The sequence below is a fragment of the Rhizobium sp. ERR 942 genome, from assembly GCF_007828395.1.
Classification (GTDB): domain Bacteria; phylum Pseudomonadota; class Alphaproteobacteria; order Rhizobiales; family Rhizobiaceae; genus Rhizobium; species Rhizobium dioscoreae.
In genome coordinates, this window is the sequence record NZ_VIUA01000012.1 from 24,704 (window position 1) to 43,365 (window position 18,662).

At 54.6% G+C, this 18,662-nt stretch carries 10 protein-coding genes; 6 read left to right on the top strand and 4 right to left on the bottom strand.

Translation table 11 applies throughout. The features are described from left to right. The first annotated feature begins 39 nt into the window (after positions 1-39). Entirely contained in the window at positions 40-654 is a 615-nt protein-coding gene (locus tag FBZ97_RS31900) for a response regulator transcription factor (RefSeq protein ID WP_145323980.1), read from the top strand. A gap of 127 nt (positions 655-781) precedes the next feature. Then, a complete protein-coding gene (locus FBZ97_RS31905) occupies positions 782-1,177 on the top strand; it encodes a response regulator (protein ID WP_245430497.1) in 396 nt (131 codons plus the stop codon). A 177-nt stretch (positions 1,178-1,354) separates the two neighbouring features. On the opposite strand, the gene FBZ97_RS31910 is transcribed toward FBZ97_RS31905, so the two are convergent. Then, positions 1,355-1,855, bottom strand: a complete 501-nt coding sequence (locus FBZ97_RS31910; RefSeq protein ID WP_069610725.1) for an AraC family transcriptional regulator — start codon at positions 1,853-1,855, stop codon at positions 1,355-1,357. Between the two features lie 444 nt (positions 1,856-2,299). Here FBZ97_RS31910 and FBZ97_RS31915 point away from each other — a divergent pair, with 444 nt between their 5' ends. Both FBZ97_RS31915 and FBZ97_RS31920 read left to right on the top strand, forming a co-directional pair. Further along, positions 2,300-3,109 carry an SDR family oxidoreductase gene (locus FBZ97_RS31915; RefSeq protein ID WP_145323982.1) on the top strand — a complete coding sequence of 270 codons (810 nt, stop codon included), beginning with the start codon at positions 2,300-2,302 and terminating at the stop codon, positions 3,107-3,109. 10 nt (positions 3,110-3,119) lie between these two features. Next, positions 3,120-3,554 carry a cupin domain-containing protein gene (locus tag FBZ97_RS31920; protein ID WP_145323984.1) on the top strand — a complete coding sequence of 145 codons (435 nt, stop codon included), beginning with the start codon at positions 3,120-3,122 and terminating at the stop codon, positions 3,552-3,554. Positions 3,555-4,462: 908 nt separating this feature from the next. Here the strand turns inward: FBZ97_RS31920 and FBZ97_RS31930 are convergent. From FBZ97_RS31930 to FBZ97_RS31940, 3 genes are all read right to left on the bottom strand, one after another. Beyond that, a complete protein-coding gene (locus FBZ97_RS31930) occupies positions 4,463-5,350 on the bottom strand; it encodes an N-acyl homoserine lactonase family protein (RefSeq protein WP_145323986.1) in 888 nt (295 codons plus the stop codon). Positions 5,351-5,463: 113 nt separating this feature from the next. Next, positions 5,464-6,687, bottom strand: coding sequence for an MFS transporter (locus FBZ97_RS31935; protein WP_145323988.1), 1,224 nt, complete (start codon positions 6,685-6,687; stop codon positions 5,464-5,466). A 371-nt stretch (positions 6,688-7,058) separates the two neighbouring features. After that, entirely contained in the window at positions 7,059-7,637 is a 579-nt protein-coding gene (locus FBZ97_RS31940) for a TetR/AcrR family transcriptional regulator (protein WP_145323990.1), read from the bottom strand. A 427-nt stretch (positions 7,638-8,064) separates the two neighbouring features. Between FBZ97_RS31940 and FBZ97_RS31945 the strand changes: the two genes are divergently transcribed. Beyond that, positions 8,065-8,877 carry a LuxR family transcriptional regulator gene (locus tag FBZ97_RS31945; protein ID WP_145323992.1) on the top strand — a complete coding sequence of 271 codons (813 nt, stop codon included), beginning with the start codon at positions 8,065-8,067 and terminating at the stop codon, positions 8,875-8,877. 769 nt (positions 8,878-9,646) lie between these two features. Next, complete coding sequence (locus FBZ97_RS31950) at positions 9,647-18,658, top strand: calcium-binding protein (RefSeq protein ID WP_145323994.1); 9,012 nt, start codon at positions 9,647-9,649, stop codon at positions 18,656-18,658. The last annotated feature ends 4 nt before the right edge of the window (positions 18,659-18,662 follow it).

Consider the following 18,662-nt stretch of genomic DNA (forward strand, 5'->3'; position numbering starts at 1 on the left):
TTTCATATATCCGCAAGCCGGGTTGCCTGGAGAGAACGCATGACCGACGCAACACCCCTTGTTACCATCGTTGATGACGACGAAGGGATGCGGGAAAGCGTCGGCGAAATCCTCCGATCCGTTGGGATAGATTCGGTTGGATTTGGCTCTACGGCCGAACTCTTGGCCGCAACTCTACCCGATCGACCGGGATGCTTAATCCTCGACGTGCGGCTCCCTGGGCTCAGCGGGTTGGAGCTACAAGCCAAACTCACGGCTGCCGGCAATCGAAAGCCGATCATTTTCATGACCGGATATGGGGACGTCCCGATGACTGTCCGAGCGATGAAAGCGGGAGCGCTTGATTTTCTGCAAAAGCCATTCCGGGATCAGGATATCATTGATGCCGTGACTGTTGCGATCGAGAAAGACCGCGAGCAACGTTCGCAATGGACCGCAACGGTGGAAATAGCCGAGCTTGCCGCCACACTCACGCCGCGCGAGACTCAGGTCATGAATGCCGTTGTGCGAGGTCTACTAAACAAACAAATCGCCCATGAGCTGCAACTGAGCGAAATCACCGTCAAAATCCACCGCGGCAACGTCATGCGCAAGATGAAGTCGGGCTCGGTCGCAGACCTGGTCCGTAAGGCGGAGCTGCTGAGAGCCGGCTGACGCAACCAAATCTCACCAGAGACATTCGTACCTTTAGCCTGCTGGTCGGGCCTGTTTATGATCGTTTCGGCATATGGCCATACGATTGTATAACTATCGCGAGGCCACCGACGGGCTATTTACAGCTATGACTGAACGTGTTGCGGAAAGGACGGCGCCGGTGTACCTCGGCAAAAAAACCATTGCTATCGTTGATGACGACGAGGCGCTGCTTGAGGCCACGTCCGGGTTCCTCGAGGCAATGGGTTACGATGTCCTTGCCTTTGGATCTGGAGAGGCGTTTTTGGAATCTCCCGACATGGAGCGCGTTGATGTCCTCTTAACCGACATCAATATGCCTGGCATGAGTGGTCTTGATCTGCAGAATGTTGTTCGCGCCCAGCATCCCCGAATTCCGGTCGTCATGATGACAGCATTACGGGACGATATGTTGCGGCAACGCGCTATAACGAGCGGAGCCAGGGAGCTCCTTCAAAAACCAATTCTCGCCGATGATCTCATTCGCTGCCTTGAGGGCGCCTGAGAGGCAGCGCGCCCCTAGCTCCAGTCCTTGGGTCGAGAACAAGTCCCTGTAGACCACGCCCATCTATAACAAAAAACCTGTAAGCGCCGGCATAGGCGATTACAGGTTTGTCGGTCGTTCAGCCGTGAGACCAAGCGTCGCCGCGGACACGCCGGCAGCGACGGCTGTCGATATGTTTCAGTGAAGGGTGTGGTTCGCTTCCGCCCGCTGAGGCTTTCGCCATGCGTTTGGCGTCGTCCCGAAGGTGCGGCGAAAAACCTTGCAAAGATGAGCTTGATCCGACATTCCGCAATCCAGGGCAATCTGGCTGAGGGAAGCGTCTGTCTGCGCCATTAATTGCTTAGCGAAAGCCATCCGGCGACCGAGAACATAGTCGTAAGGCGACTGGCCGGCCGTTGCCCGAAAAGCACGAGAAAAGTGACTGCAGCTCAAGCGGGCAAGACCCGCGAGTTCCTCGATCCGGATCGTTTCAGAAAGATTCTCTTCGATGAACTTCAACACCTTCTTGTACTGCCACGGGGCGAGCCCGCCACGAACAACTTCGGTGCTCGCATCTGGGAAGAAGGCGGGCATCTTGGCGATGTCGGCATCCACAGCCGATGGGTGAACACCGGTGGCGATGCTGGGGCGCACGGCGTCGGCATTGATTGTCCAAGATATGTTTGCGGCAGCGATCATCTCGTTAACTCCTTGGTTAAGCTCAATGATCTCACCTTGCCGAATGCACCTTGATTTGGCGATTGAACTCAGGTTGGCGCGACCCCAAACCTTTGGATGGGGTGCCGCTGCCAAGGATGTTAGTCACTATTTTCGATAGGTTGAATCAGCCCAATCGAACCGGGAGACCGCGAATTCTGAGGCAATGCAATATCTCCTTGGGCTGACAGGAATATCTCCGACCGAAGCAACTTTGACGACGACAACAATATGGCTCACGGGCGCCCGGATGATGCGGGTGTGCCTAAAAGTGGGAACCCTGCTTGACGATCAATTCGATGATTGTGCTCGCCAAGGCGGTCCATCTGCGCCTTACGAGCAATGAATGTATCGTCAAATATCAAGAACTGCGTCCGCTCTAGCTTTCCGGTGACATTTCTTATCGCCCCTGAAAGGAGTTTAAACATGAGCACTGAAAGCACGACCGCCATCATCACTGGCGCATCGTCTGGTATCGGCGCGACCTATGCGGAGCGGCTGGCGAGGCGTGGATACGACGTCATCCTAGTCGCGCGAAGCAAACAAAAGCTCGAGGCCGTCACCGAGCGTATCCGCAAGTCTCACGATGTAAGGGTAACTGTTTTGACCGCCGATCTTACCAAGGACGCTGATCTCGCTGCGCTCGAGGCGCGCTTCTCAGGCGACGAGAGCATTTCTGTTCTTGTCAACAATGCCGGTTTCGGTGGCGCCGGCACGCTTCTAGAAAGCGACATCGGCAAAATGGCCGAAATGATTGCCACTAACGTCACGGCCCCAACGCGGCTGACGTATGCAGTCGTGCCTGGCATGGTCAAGCGAGGTGGCGGCGTGATCATCAATATCGCATCCATTGTGGCGATCGCTCCGGAGCTCCTCAACGGCGTCTATGGCGGCACCAAGGCATATATGCTCGCCTTCACCCAGTCGCTGCAGCATGAGCTTTCCTCCAAGGGCATCCATGCTCAGGCGGTATTGCCGGGCGCCACATCGACCGAATTCTGGGATATTGCGGGCGTTGGCGTGGGCAACCTTCCGAGCGAGTGGCTGATGAGCACGACGGATCTGGTCGATTCCGCCCTTCTCGGCCTCGACCGGCAGGAAAAGGTGACCATTCCTTCGCTGCAGGACGGCGCGGAATGGGAGGCATATGAGGCCGCTCGTCAGGTCATGCTGCCGCATCTTTCAAACGTTCATCCGGCTCCGCGCTATGCCGGCGCATCCGAACTGGCCGCGTGAGGAGTTTGCCATGACAACGAAGGCAAGCGCCCGCTCGGCCCGTTTCGATCTCGCATCGATTATCGCGAAATTCCCGCAGACGGCCGATACGCTTCTGATAGACGAGTATCTGACCGACACAGCCGCGGCGAGTTCGCGCATATTTCGTGTCTACACGGGAACGCATCCGCATTTTCACCGCAGCTGTGACGAGTATCTCTACGTGCTCTCCGGCCAGGGAACTTTCTGGATGGAAGATCCTGCAACTGAGGCGGAATTCAAACCGGGAGATTTGCTCTTCTTCGAAAAAGGCACGGTTCATGCGTTGCCGAAGATCATTGAGGAGCCGGTCGTATTTCTGTCCGTTGACACGCCACGCCGCGACCCGAAGGATATCGTCTTCGTCAACAGCGAGGACGGAACACCCGAAACCTTCATTGCGCAACGGCAGCGCTCGGGGGTCTGAGGCCATGCCGCCCATTTGCATCTGCCTCGGTTGACGCTGGCTCAAATGCTGTCTGAAGACCCGCCTCGCTCGCCGCGCGGGTCCAAATCGGTCGACCCGCCAAGTGTTCAGGACATCAAGTCCCCCAACCGTGAGCAGTGACGACAGCGTCGGCAAACTGCTGTGGCGCTTCCCACGGCAAATTATGCCCGCACTCGACAACGCGATGCTCGTGGCGGCTTTTGAACATGGGGGCATGATCGGCCGTTCCGCCTGGTTTCAGCGGGTCCTGCGTCCCGTCAATGGTGATCGAAGGAACGGTGATGGGTGGTCTGCCGGCGAGTTGTGTTTCCTGATCAGCTAGCGCGGGATCTCAGGCGGTTTTCCCGACGTCGAAGCGATAAAAGTGAATGACGACATCAACGAAACCAGCATTGTCGAACGAGGTCGCGGCCCGGTCGAACGTATCATGGTCGAAAGCCCACGTCGGTGACCACGTTTTCATAGGATCTTTACTCAAATCGCGGCGGTGGTGAGGCAAGTATTCCCGGTCGCGCTAGCGCAGAGATAGATGTTGGTACCAGACAGCCTGTTCCAGGCTCGACTGATGGGCATGGCCGTCAGGCGATCTCGCCGGGCCAGGGCTGGCCGATCAGGACAACCCGGTCCGATCTGCCGACCGGTAGGAGGCGCATGGGCCTGCCTTTGTGGACATACACACGTTTCAGCCCGACGCGACTACCTTCCCGCGCGAAATCTTCACGTCAGATCGCAAATAAATGTATTTAGGTCTGCTAACCGCGCGGATCCTTACACTCTAGAATCTCGGCCAGCCCAGGCGGAAACGAACTCATAATCCCATTGGACTGCCGTCAAATGTTTCCGTTGCACGCCCAGTAAGGGCGCGCAACTGTAAAGTCAGCGCTTTATCACGCGGCCTCAATTTCATCAGCGAGCTGCGGGCGCGCCAGAAGGTCGTAGTTGGCAGCCGTTGTGACGTCAGCCTTAGGGTTATCGATTGCGCCTTCGAAGCGACCAACAACCTTGCCGCCACTGATAAGAGCCGGGGAGTCATGGCTAATAAGAAGGAAGCGAGTGCCGGACAGCGCACGCTTGATTGCTTTCTTCTCCTGCAACGTAGACATAGCGTGGTTGCCCGTGATTGTCGGCTCATGCGCTGCCTGATCTAGGATTGGGGTGATCAACTGGTCTCCCAGATGGTAGGCGATGTCACCTGCGATGTTCGCCAGACCCTCGTCAGTCTCGACGAGAATTGAGATGGAACCCGGCGTATGCCCACCCGAGAGGCGTACCGCGACGCCCGGAATGATTTCCTCTTCGAAGGTGCCATCGACGTCAAAGAGACGAAGCGCGCCGCGGGTATGCAGCCTATCGATAAGATGCTTCGTCTCGATCGCAGTGTACATGCCGGGACCCATCAGACCAGAAGCGGCGAACTCGAGTTCCCGCCGCGACATCATAACGGTCGTTGACATCGGGAAGAGGTAGTCCTGACCCGAATGATCGATATGCACGTGCGTGTGGATCACGTGACGAATGTCCTTCATCTTCAAACCGTGTTGGGCGAGATGATGTTCGATGGTCATCTGCTTAGTTCTTTCGTGAACCATGCCGAAGGCCGCATACTGCTCTGAGTTCCTCGATCCGGTATCGACGAGAAGTGGCTCCTCGCCGCCGGTGATCAAAAACCCTAAGGTGGGGATCGTCGTTAGAACTCCGGGGTTTCGAAACAGCACGAGACCGCTCGAGTCCATGGTGATGTTGCCGTAGTTGATTGGATGAATCTTGAGGGGCATAGCATTCTCCTTCGGTTGCGAGATATTTTGAACCAAATGGTTCAATATGGTCGTACGTTTCACGGAAAGCAGGATGAGGTTTTCCGATGGGACACGGCCTAAGGCCGTCACGTTCAGGCCCGTTGAGAGTTTAAGGACTTGATCTGGACAGCCGGGGTCCGAGGAAGTCTGACGACCAGGACGATGACAATCGCGCACAGTCCGACCATGACCGCGGCTCCGATTAGGGCGGCCACCGCCATGCTGAGCTCGGTGGCCACTTTGCCCAGCGCGACTGCCAGAAGTCCGGTAAACAGATAGGCGAACTGATAAAGGGCCGACATAACGCCACCTCGAACATTTTCCGGGGTCACCGGGTTGATGATGGCGAGACCGCCGTAGACCATCAAGGCGTAGCCCACGCCGGAAATGGACGTCGCGGGGATGAAGAAGACGAGCGTGTGTTGAGCAATCGCCGCCGAGAGAAACAACATCCCGACGATCGACGCCACCGAACCCCAGACCACAGCCTTGATTCCGGTCAGACGGCGAGCAAACAGACCTGCGATACCCAAAGAAATCGCAAAAAGTGCGAGAACGGATCCGTTGACGAATATATTCGACGACTGGACGAGTTCCTTGGCGATCTGGGCTCCAAGCGAGGTGATGATGACACCATGGGTATAAGCGGTCATGACGGCGAGGGAAGAAGCCATGAACGCGGTTCGGATTTCCGGCTGGATGCCCGGAATTTTGGGGTGCCAGCGGCCGGTGTTTGCGCGTCGGTTTTCCGGCAGAAACCAGCTAACCGCAAAAAGTGCGAGCAGTAGAACAAAAAGGACTATGAAAGTCAGGCGGCTCGGAAGCGGAGCATACTGCACCAGGAAGCCGCCCACGATGAGTGCACAGGAAAAGCCGATGGCCTGAGCAATGATTGTGGTCGAGCTAGCCCTTGTTACTCCACCGGAGCCCGCGAATTCCTGGAGAGCCGCAGTAGAAGGTCCAGCCGAAAGCCCAACGCCGATGCCCATGAAAACGCGGCCGATGAAGAGCGCCGCAACATTCGGTGCGATCACAAAGAGGAACACTCCGATGATGGACGACCCGAGACCGAGCAGCATCGTGGTCCGTCTTCCAATGAAATCGGACAGGTCGCCAAATAGGACCAGCATCGCGACGACCACTATAGGGTAGATTGCGAAGATCGCGGTCGTCACCGTAGGCGTGAGATTCCACTCATGAGCGTACAGTGGATAGACCATGGCAGGGGCCGCGCTCGTCCAAAGGGTGTGCGCGACAATGCCCGCGGAAACCCAAAAGCTCAAAGGTGTTGAAAGACTTCGCGGCATCTCACGCATTCCTGCCTCTTAACGGTCACCAGTTTTGAACCGAACAGTTCAAAACTAAGTTTCGCTACCTGCTCCGTCAAGGGGTTTTGAACCGTTTGGTTCTTTTTCTTCCGTGCTGAAGAGGTTTGGGTTCTGTGCTAGGCAATCTGGCTGGCTAAGCCAATTGGAGATTGTACAATGGAACCATGGCCTTCAGCTGCCCGCAACGCGTTAAGGGGGAAGCAGGCCCATAGACGGGCGAGAAGGCGAGACGCACAAAGTCTTTTGAGAAGGCAGGTTGGAAGTGCCGTGGAATGGCGGCACAAGGATCGACGGCCCGCCAATCAGGCCCGTGCAGGCGCGGTCCGTGGAGCGACGATTCTCGCAAGAAATCCGCGCTGTCAGGCCGCGGTGCGACTGCTGGAGGCGCTGCTTCGAAGAAGCCGCATAAACGCTTGGACACGATTGCGGTGAGCCCCGACGTCGGCGTTAAGGTTCGCGTCGATGCAGATTCCAGAAAAGAAGGTCCAGATCAGATCGCAGACGTCGTCCACTTGATCTTGGGGAAGCTCCGCTTCCACGTTGTTGCGGATAGCAGCCATACGCGTTTCGTTGAAATCTGAAATCAATCGAACCGCAGCATCCGGTAGCAAGGCAATATCGCGTGTTGAATTAACCGAAAGGCATCCGGCGTAGTTCCCAGAGAAGGACGGCGCCAACGAAAGAAATTGCTCGATGTTGCCCAGTCCAAGTGGCGTCTTCGCAAGGATGCGCAAAGCGGGCCCCGTCTCAAGATATCGCCTCAGGGCTTCAACGAACATGTCGTCCTTATTCTCGAACTCGGAATAGATGCCGGATTTGTTCACCCCAGTCGCAGCTTCTAGCTGCTGAACATTCGTTCCAGCGAGTCCATAACGCCAGAAAACGGGTATCGCTTTATCGAGAACTGTCTCCCGATTGAATTTTTTAGGTCTAGCCATGCTCGAAATATGGCATTATGAACCGAACAGTTCAATACCCATTTAGACCAGCGCGGTTGCTTGGCTCATAAACTTCAGTCGCTCTCGACTGGAACAGCCAGTCCACCGCCATTCTGCACCGCTCTTGATGTTTGGATACCATCTCCGGTGGCCGAGGGTTCAATATGGTTCAAGAGCAAGTAATGTCCGAAGTCCAGTGCCCCCGAGCTCAGCGTCTTCGTGTCACATGGAAGACTTTACCGCAATTTCCCAACGCCTGTTTAGCGAGAGGTTGAGGTTCCCTACGTGAAATTGTATTGCATCGACCTCATCTCACGCGAAGATAGCGGGATTGAAGGTGGCCGCTTTTTAGACGCATATGATAACGTGTTCAAGGCTTTCCTCGCGTAATTAAAGCATGATTACTTTCGACAGACGGATATAGATTATGAACGATAGTGCTTTTCTGATGTACGGCCGCTCTGCAATTGAACGTGCGCAAACGTATGACGAAATTTCTCGCTTCCTTTGCGAGCTTCGCGAGCGTTATCAAACTGCGAATATAATCTACAATACGTCGAGATCTATCCCATTCCCAGGCGGTTCCCCTCTTATGCTTGGAACCTGCGACCTTTTCTGGATAAGGCAATATAATGAGGAACGATTAGTCGAGATTGATCCGATCGTGCTCGCAGCTCGTTATTCCATGTTGCCGGTCGAATGGAAGGATGTCGACCAAACCGGTCGCGCCAATCGCTACTTCTTTTCACAGCTGCGTCGATTCAACGTCGGCCGCTATGGAGTTACAATTCCTCTTGAAGGCCATGGTGGGGAACGTGGATTCCTGGCAATGAGCCATGACGGGAATGAAGATGAATGGTACACTTGTTATCATCAGCACATTGCTGAGTTCACCTATCTTGGTCGGTACATCCATGACCGGATGCTTGCAATACGTGGGGGGGGCCAAAGGCAATGGGCGCCCAGGCTATCTAGGAAAAGCGCCATATGCCTTGAACTTTTAGCGCATGGAAGCGATCCCGCAGAAATCGCGCACATGCTGGGCTTGTCAATTCATACAGTCCGTAAGCACCTCGATCGAGCAGTGACCGCGCTTGACTGCAAAACAAAAATGGAAGCTGTGCTGAAAGCGGCAAGGCTCGGCTTCTTGCCAAATGCAGCCTATTTCCTCAGTACCATACTCGCGTCAAGCACTATGCTGGACGATCTCTTCATTGATCACATGATTATGTGGATTTAATTGAGCACTTACGATCCAATTACCAAAATACAACGCTAATAAATTTGCGATTTCAATAACTTATACGAAGAAATGGTCAATTTTAGTATCTTGCGCAAGTTGTAACAACGCGTATCCTACAGCACATGTTCCCCTAAGAGGTTGTGTTATAGATGTTGCCACAAGTGCCCAGCCTTAAGCCCCTCCCAATGAAGCTTGAAGTTGACTCGGTTAGATCCGATAAACTTGGAATATTTCGGAAGATGACTCTTAACATTGCTTGTTTCCGTCGCGCTTTGGCGCGGTAAACGGCGAGCTCTTCTTGCTACGATCTCGCGGATAAAGAAGCGTTGGATCAACGCCGATGGCTCCTGCATTTCAGGCCTATCGGCGAAAACAATCTACCAATCTGCTGGATGAGGGCCACGGAATTCTAGCCTTCATATTAGATGGCGTATCTTTGTATAAACTGCTGCGTCAAGAATAACATTGCTAACGCCATAGATATCGAATGTCGATACCAGAGAAGCGACGCAATTATATCTTAGAGAGGGTTTCCTTAAGGTGTGGTTATTTAAGAGATTTCTCTGGTTATTTACGTGGAATATGCTTACGGGTCGGGCATCATTTCTGTTTATGACATCAGTTGCTTTGGGGTTAACTGCAATTTCTTTGAGGTACTTCGGGCTTCCGGGTATCGTTACCTTGCCGTTGTTCATAGCGGCCTTCTACGCCTTTAGCGTACGACGGAGACTGAACGCACTAAAGGACCGTTTTGAGGGGAAAAATTATGACCTATAATCAGCTAATTACTCACTCACAAATTGATAAACTGATCCTTGGGATCGGAGAGAGCATTACCCCTTCGGTTAAGGGGTTGGTTGAAGCTGGAAAGTCGGTCGGTGAAAACCTGCAGACAGTGGGTGATGCATTACAAGCGGGTGGAAATTCTCGGGCTGCGGCTGTAGGCGAGGTCTTGTCGGCTGTTGGTCAGGCAATGGAGCATGGCTCTACCGCGTATCTGGATGGCATCTCTGCAAACACGCTTGCAAAGATCGCGACAGACGCCGCTGTGGGCGCCGCGACAAGTGCAGCACTCATCGCTGCCACGGGAGCAGTCGCTGTTATAGCTGCTGAGCTTCTAGGTATTCCTGCGTCGGCGACGCTTATGGCCGCATTAGTGGTGGCAACGCCAGTTGGACAGGTATTCCTCTTCGGCGCGGTGATGGCAGCACTTTTCTTCTACGACGATGCGGTTACAGGCCCACTGAGCGACTTTATTTTCGCGAATCTGGTTTCTCCACTCACAAATTGGATCTTTGATCCGCTTGTTTTAGACCTTGATGGCGATGGCATTGAACTCACGCCGCTGGCGGATTCAACGGTTCATTTCGACTATAACAACGACGGATTTGCAGAACGAACCGGATGGGTATCTCCTGAGGACGGTATTTTGGTTCGTGACATCAATCAAAATGGCGTCGCCGACGGAATCGGAGAACTTTTTGGATCATCAACTCAAGATGGATTTGCTGTCCTCGAGATGATGGATACCAACGGCGATGGAAAGATCGATCAGACAGACGAGAACTTTGGACAACTGTTGATCTGGCGCGACTTAAATCAAGACGGTGTCTCCACGGCTAATGAACTGCAGAATTTACAGACCGCGGGCATTACATCGATCTCATTAGCTCGCACGAATGTGTCGCAAACTAATCAAGGTCATACAATTGGATTTAGTGGCTCATTTCAAAGAGCGGACGGAACCACATCCACAGCACAGTCTATATATTTCCAGACGGACTTAAGAAATACCGTCGCAAATAACACCCCGGAATTCACGCCTGCCGTTGGTATCGACAAGTTACCGCTATTGCCAGGTTCCGGCCAGATCAATTCGATCGCTTGGAAGATGACACAGGATGTGAGTTTCAGAGCGGATTGGACCGCATTGACTGACGCCGCCGCAACGATGTCGCCTGGGCAATTGCGTGCTACGTTTGAGAATTTGTTGCTGCGCTGGGCTTCGGTGAATAGTGTCGAGCCAGCGTCTCGCGGACAATTTGTCGATGCCCAACATCTGGCTTTCGTCGAGAAGTTCTTCGGCGTTACCTATCAAGAGATTTACGCGGGTCAACAACTGACGACATCGCCGTCGACGGAACGGTTCGGTGCCAACATCGAGGTAAGCTTCGAGCAAATTGTTGATGCGATGCTGACCGTGTTCTTGGCTCAGACCGCAGGCAGCACGATCGCCAGGGACGGCGATCATCTCGCGGCTCTGGAAAGCCCATACTTCTTTTATTCGCTGCTCGATTTTCGCCATGAGTGGCCCACTGGCACCACACGACCGGAGACACCAGGCAATGTCGGCCTGGTGCTCAACATTATCAAGAGTATGATGCCCGAGAGCTTGGGTGCTTCCGCGACATATCTGGCTAAAGCGATCGCCGGCCTGGATGGAATCGTGTCAGTGGCCTTTGAGGGCAATCGCGCAGCTTATATAGCCACTGCCAGCGTTGTGCTTTCTACGATCGCCGATCACAATCTCCGCTTGCTAGCCACCGAGATCGCGGGTGGCACAGCCGCACTTGGTACTGATGGTGCCGATGGTATGGTGCGGGCCGAAGGGGACAACGTTTTCATCGGTGGCAAGGGCGACGACCTGTTGATTTCGGGCGCGGGTAGCGACCTATTCGTCTATGCGCGTGGCGATGGCTCTGACTACATTCGTGACTCCTCGATTTCGGTTGTTGAGGAGGATCGGTTGCTGCTCACCGATCTCTTGGTTGGTGATGTCGCGTTCGAGCGTGTGGGCAATAACCTGCGGATAAAGATCGCCGGCAACTCCGACGCTATCGTTTCGGAGGATTTTTTTCGCGAGTGGGGCAAGGAAAATCGAGGCATCGACTCGATCATCCTATCCGACGGATCTGTGCTCAGCCGCGAAGATATACGCAGCCGCACCACGACGATCGGCAGCCCCTCTGCCGAGATCAATGATACCGTGCAGAATGACATCATCCGGGGTACGAACGATCATGAGCAGATTAATATCAGCGGCGGCGACGACACTATCCTATATTCGGCTGGTGATGGCTTCGATGTCATCACGGACAAATCGGGTAACGTGGCCGAGCGCGACAAGCTGGTTCTAGGCGACCTGAAGCCTTCCGACGTGGAGCTTACAAGGTCGGGGAATGCGCTGATCATTAAAATATTGTCCTCGGGCGAGTATCTTACGGACCAGTCCTTCTTCTCCAATTCGTCCGATGCGTCGACGGCAGGCGGCTGGGGGATCGATCTTATTCAGTTTGCCAATGGCGTTACCTGGAACCGCGATGCGATCAAGGCTGCAGCACTCATTCGCGGCAGTGAATTTGGGAACAGCCTTCCAGCCTATAACACTAGTGACAGGTATGACGCCGGTAAAGGCAATGACCAGATTTCGGGAGGGGCAGGCTCCGATACCTATGTCTGGCGGAAGGGTGACGGAAGCGATACGATCATCGACAATGACAATAACGTTGTCTCTTCGGATCGGCTCGTTCTCGAAGATGTCGGCCCTGGCGATGTGAGATTTACCCGTTCCGGTTCGAATCTGCTGATCACAATTCGCTCCACCGGTGAAGTCATGACTGTTGCAAGCCAGTTTAATGGCATCGACAATATCGTTGATGACTGGAACACCACGAAATACGGGATCGAAACGATCCAGTTTTCGTCAGGTGTCGTTTGGGGCCGTCAGAAAATCATGTCGGCGATATCCAATCTGGGTTTGGACGTCAGGAATAAGGTTTACGTCGATCCGAAGACGGGGATTAAATATCCCTATTTCGAGGATGAGCTCGGCCACACCGGCACCGGGTACGATCGTGAGCTTGGTAGCCCAGGCCCGACCGCAATTGGCGTATTCGATACTATCCTTGGCACCAGTGGCGCCGATCAGATCGACGGCTCGATCGCGGCGAACTCACTCGACGGGTCGTCTGGCGGAAATTATTTCGACGGTCGTGGCGGCGACGACGTGATAGTGGGCGGCATAGGTAGCGACAGTCTGCGTGGGGGTGACGGAAATGACATCCTCTATGGAGACTTCCCCAATTTTGATCATGAGAACTATGGTCATGACAGCCTCGAGGGGAACAAAGGCAATGACATCCTGCATGGGGGCGCTGGAAACGACTATCTATCTGGGGGCGAAGGTGCCGATAGCCTCTACGGTGAAGCGGGTGCGGACTATTTGCTCGATGATGCAGGAGCCAGCGACGGCATAAGTGCGGACGACTATTTTGATGGAGGGCAGGGTGATGATACGATCGTGTCCGGCGCCGGCAGCGACACGTTTGTCTACCGCAGAAGTGACGGCAATGATGTCATTTCTGATGGCTCCGGATCCGCTACCGATCTGGACAAACTGATCCTTCACGATATTCGAAGCGATGAGGTCGAGCTCACGAGGGCGGGTAATGATCTTATCATCATGATCCGATCCACCAACAAGATGATCGTGGACACGGGGTTCTTTTGGAGTGCAGGGTCCGCAGGCCAGGGCCTTGAGCAGATCATCTTCGACGATGGCGCGATCTGGGACCGCGGTTACATCCGGGAGCATCTTGTTTTCAGGGGAACAGACTTACGCGAGGTTCTCCAGAGCAACGATGCCAATCCGAACACCTTCATCTCGCAGAAGGGCGACGACATCATTATTTCCGCACCGGTAAGAGGAGCGGCCAACGGCGGCGGGATGAATGGCAATGATCGGTTCATCTATAGCCGTGGCGATGGCAACGATCTTATTTTTGACGGATCGCATTCTCGAGCCGAGACAGATACGCTCATCCTTACTGATGTTAAATCGACGGAAGTTGCAGGCTATCGCTCGGGGCTGGACTTCGTTTTAAAGGACTTGGTAACTGGCTCGATCCTGATCAACGAAGGTTTTTTCTGGAACTGGGAAACGACGGGCCAGGGGATCGATGTCATACAGTTTGCTGACGGAATATCCTGGGATCGAACCCAAATGCGTGACAATGCCTGGTACCGCGGCAGCGTCACGAACGATTTGCTGCAGGGCTCTGAGGGAAACAACAATGTTTTCTTCGGCGATCTAGGCGATGACATCATCGTGTCCGCCACTACCCGAGGCGGTGCGAATGGCGGGGGTGCCAATGGCAACGATCTCTTTATCTATAATCTCGGTGACGGCAACGACCTGATATTTGACGGTTCACATTCCAAAACCGAGACGGACCGATTGCAACTGAACGGCATCAATGTTTCGGATGTGCTGCTGAGCATCAGCGGTCTGGATCTTGTCATCAAGATCACGACCAGCGGTCAACAGATCATTGATGAAGGCGCCTTTTGGAATCGCTCCACGACCGGTCAGGGCCTGGATGAAATCTTATTCCAAGACGGTACCGTCTGGAATCGTGAAGATATCCGCTATTGGGCTCAAGAGGGATCGATCTTTTACGGGGGCAATTCATCAAACGAGACATTGATCGGCTCTCATTTCAATCAAAGCTTGAGCGGCAATAGCGGAAACGACTATATCGACGGAAAGGGCGGCTCAGATTCGATCCATGGTGATCAGGGCAACGATACATTGGCGATGACTGTTGCCAACATCGGCGACCTCGACCAACTCGACGGTGGAGCTGGCACCGACACGGTAACTTTCGCCGGGTTTGGCGGCTCCGTCCATGTCGATCTCGTTGCAAATAACGGCGAGGCAAGGACGAGTGACGGTTCTGTTCGCGCGACAGCTACCGATCGCTTGATCGCCACCATTGTAAATACCGAAAACATAATCGGGAGCGGTTTCTCCGACGTGCTTCTTGGTGACGCTGGCAACAACACCCTCGATGGCGGCGACGGTGACGACGTCATGGACGGCCGATCAGGCAATGACAATCTGATTGGAGGCGCCGGGAATGATATTCTCGATGGCTATCTCGGGGACGATCAGCTCGATGGCGGAACTGGTTCAGACACGTTGCGCGGCGGCTTGGGCAACGACACCTATATTTATCGTGCAGGTTATGGTGCGGACACCATAATCGAGGCACCGAGTGAAGGCGCGACTGATACCTTGAAGTTGTTTGGCATTGCGCCCTCGGATGTCACCTTCGTCCGTGATGGCAGCAATCTCAAAATTGCGTTCAATGGACGTCCCGGCGACCAACTGACTTTCGTGAATGCGACGACTTCTCCCCTCGAGTTCGACCAATACGGAATCGAAAGGATCCAGTTTGAGGATGGAACGGTCTGGGATGCAAACATCCTCAGGCAAAAATCCATTTACGCCAAGGCCACTGACGGTAATGATGTGCTGACCGGAAGCGCTGGCTCGTCCGAGTTTGGCGGCGGTAAGGGTGATGACGTCCTGAATGCGGCCGGTGGTAACGACAGCTATGTCTACGCCCGCGGCGACGGCAACGATACGATCATTGAGGATACCTGGAGCGGTAGCAACGACACGCTGCGCTTCACCAACGTCAATCCGACAGACGTGAGGCTTGCTCGTGACGGCAACGACCTCACGGTTCTAATCGCTGAAAGCGCGCCCGGCGCTGGAGATGCTGGTTCGATCCTAATTAAGAACACAATCAATGAAAATTCCGAACAAGGTGTCGAAAAGATCACCTTCGCCGATGGTGCGGTGTGGACCATTACTCAAATCCGGGCGATGGTGATTGATCAGGCCGGCACGGCCGGCAACGATACGATCGCCGGCACCAATACTGCCGACCTCCTGACGGGCCGTGCCGGAGATGACACTCTGAACGGTGGCGGCAGAGACGACAGCTATGTCTACGCCCGCGGCGACGGCAACGACACGATCATCGAAGACGCCTGGAGCGGTGGCAATGACACGTTGCGCTTCACCAACGTCAATCCGACCGATGTGAAGTTTGTTCGTAACGGCAACGACCTGATGGTTGCTATTGCCGAGAGTGCGGCCGGCGCAGGCAATTCCGGTTCAATCCTGATCAAGAACACACTCAACGACAATTCCGAACAAGGTATTGAAAAGATCGTTTTTGCCGACGGCACGGCTTGGAGTAGGGCTGAATTCCGGGCGAAAATTATCGACGAAGCCGGCACGGCCGGCAATGATGCGATCGTCGGGACGAATGTCTCTGACGTGCTAACGGGCCGCGCCGGGGATGACACTCTGAATGGTGGTGGCCGAGACGATACCTATGTCTACGCCCGCGGCGACGGCAACGATACGATCGTTGAGGATACATGGAGCGGCGCCAACGATGCGCTCAACCTTTCGAATCTCAATCCGGCTGACGTCAAGCTTGTCCGCAATGGCAACGATCTGAGAGTTGATATTGCCGAGAGTGCGCCAGGTGCGGGCGACGCTGGTTCCGTTCTGCTCAAGAACACGCTGAATGACAATTCCGAACAGGGTGTCGAAAAGATCACCTTCGCCGATGGCACGATCTGGACCCGGGCCCAGTTCCGAGCAATGGTGATCGATCAGGCGGGCACGGCCGACAATGACACGATCGCCGGTACGAACGTTGCCGACATCCTGACGGGTCGCGGCGGAGACGACAGCCTGAATGCGGCTGGTGGAAACGACACCTATGTCTACGCTCGTGGCGACGGCAACGACACGATCGTCGAGGATACATGGAGCGGCACCGCCGATACGCTCAACCTTTCGAATCTCAAACCGGCCGACGTCAGACTTGTCCGTAATGGCAACGATATGAGAGTTGATATTGCCGAGAGTGCGCCAGGTGCTGGTGACGCCGGTTCCGTTCTACTCAAGAACACGCTGAACGACAATTCCGAACAGGGTGTCGAAAAGATCACCTTCGCCGATGGCACGATCTGGACCCGGGCCCAGTTCCGGGTGATGCTCCTGGAGCAGTCTGCGACCGTCGCCAATGACATGATCAACGGCTTCAATGTCGCCGACACGATCTCCGGCGGCCGAGGTGACGATACGTTGAACGGCGGAACTGGCAACGACACTTATGTCTATGCCCGAGGCGACGGCAACGACACGATCATCGAGGATGTGAGGAGTGGTGGTAACGACACTCTGCGCTTCTCCAACATCAATGCGGCGGACGTGAAGCTTGTTCGCAACGGGAATGACCTAACCGTCGTCGTTGCAGAGAGCGCGCCAGGCGCCGGCGACGGGGGGGCGATTCTGGTTAAGAACACGCTCAACGATTATGCAGAGCAGGGACTTGAGACGATCGTCTTCTCCGATGGCACGACGTGGAGCCGCGCTCAGATGAATGCCAACGTCCTGTACGTTGCCGGAACCTCTGGCAATGATACGATCGTCGGGAGCAACGGGGCAGATCTCATTTTTGCCGGTGCCGGCAACGATACACTGCAAGGGCTTCAGGGGAACGATACCTATATCTACGCTTTGGGTGACGGGAACGACATTATTGATGAACAGACGTCGGGTTCTGATGTCGACGTCCTGAGACTGACAGATTTCGTGCGCACGGATGTCCGGTTTGAGCGGCCGTCCAACGCAATCAACGACATCGTCGTTCGCGTACTGGCGACTGGGGAAACTATAACACTTAAAAACCAGCTCAATCCCGCGGGGGGTGTGGAGACAATCCTTTTCAAGGACGGTGCCTCGATAGGCGGTGCCGCAGGAGTGCTCGACACGCTCTTGAAGGCGGAAAGTGCAATTTATGGCACGAATGGCAATGAAACGATTTCTGGGACGGCTGAAAGCGATACGATTGTCGCTGGGCTTGGTGACGATCGTATCAATAGTGGCGGCGGTGGTGACGTCGTGATCTATGCCAAGGGTGACGGGAGCGACTATCTTGACGACGAATCCGGCTCGATGGTCGACGTCGACGTGCTGCGGTTCAGTGACCTGAATGCGAGCGATATCACCGTCAGCCGATCGGGCGCGCATGTCAAAATTCTTGTCAATGAAACTGGGCACACTCTAACACTTGATGAGCAGTTTTATTCGGCGACCGCCAATTGGGGCTTTGAACGCATTGAATTTGCGGACGGAACCGTTTGGGACCGCGCAGCAATTCAGTCGGCTGCCTGGATCAGGGGCACGGCTGGAAACGATACTCTCACGGGCTTCAACGGCGACGACATTTTCCAGGGTGGAGCAGGAAACGACCGTATCAACAGCGGTGCGGGCAGTGACACCTATGTTTACGCAAAAGGCGACGGCAACGACTATATCAATGACGACTCCGGCTCGACTTCCGAAACCGATACACTTCGCCTTACCAATCTGAATGCCTCTGATGTGTTTCTAACCCGGTCAGGCGCGCATTCAATTTTGACCGTAAAGGAAACCGGCGAGACGATTACGCTCGATGAGCAGTTTTACTCGGCGACGGCAAATTGGGGCATTGAGAAGATCCAGTTTGCAGACGGAACTGCATGGGATCGAGCAGCAATCCAATCGGCGTCCTGGATCAGAGGAACTGCCTCGAGCGACACGCTTTCGGGCACGACCGGCAACGACACTATCGATGGAGGGGGCGGCAACGACACGTTAAATGGTCTTGCTGGAGACGATGCCTTTGTCTTTAAGGCAAACTTCGGCCGCGATACTATTACCGATTTCACGGCCGGAGCGACTACTGTCGACGTCCTGCACTTTGAAGACAATCTGTTTGTCGATTTCCAATCGGCCATGGCAGCCGCAGCACAGGTCGGCAACGATACCGTCATCACCGTCGACAGTAACAACAGCGTTACGTTGAAAAATGTGAAACTGGCTACACTGCACGAGGATGATTTCCGGTTTATCGCAGCAGCATGAGCGG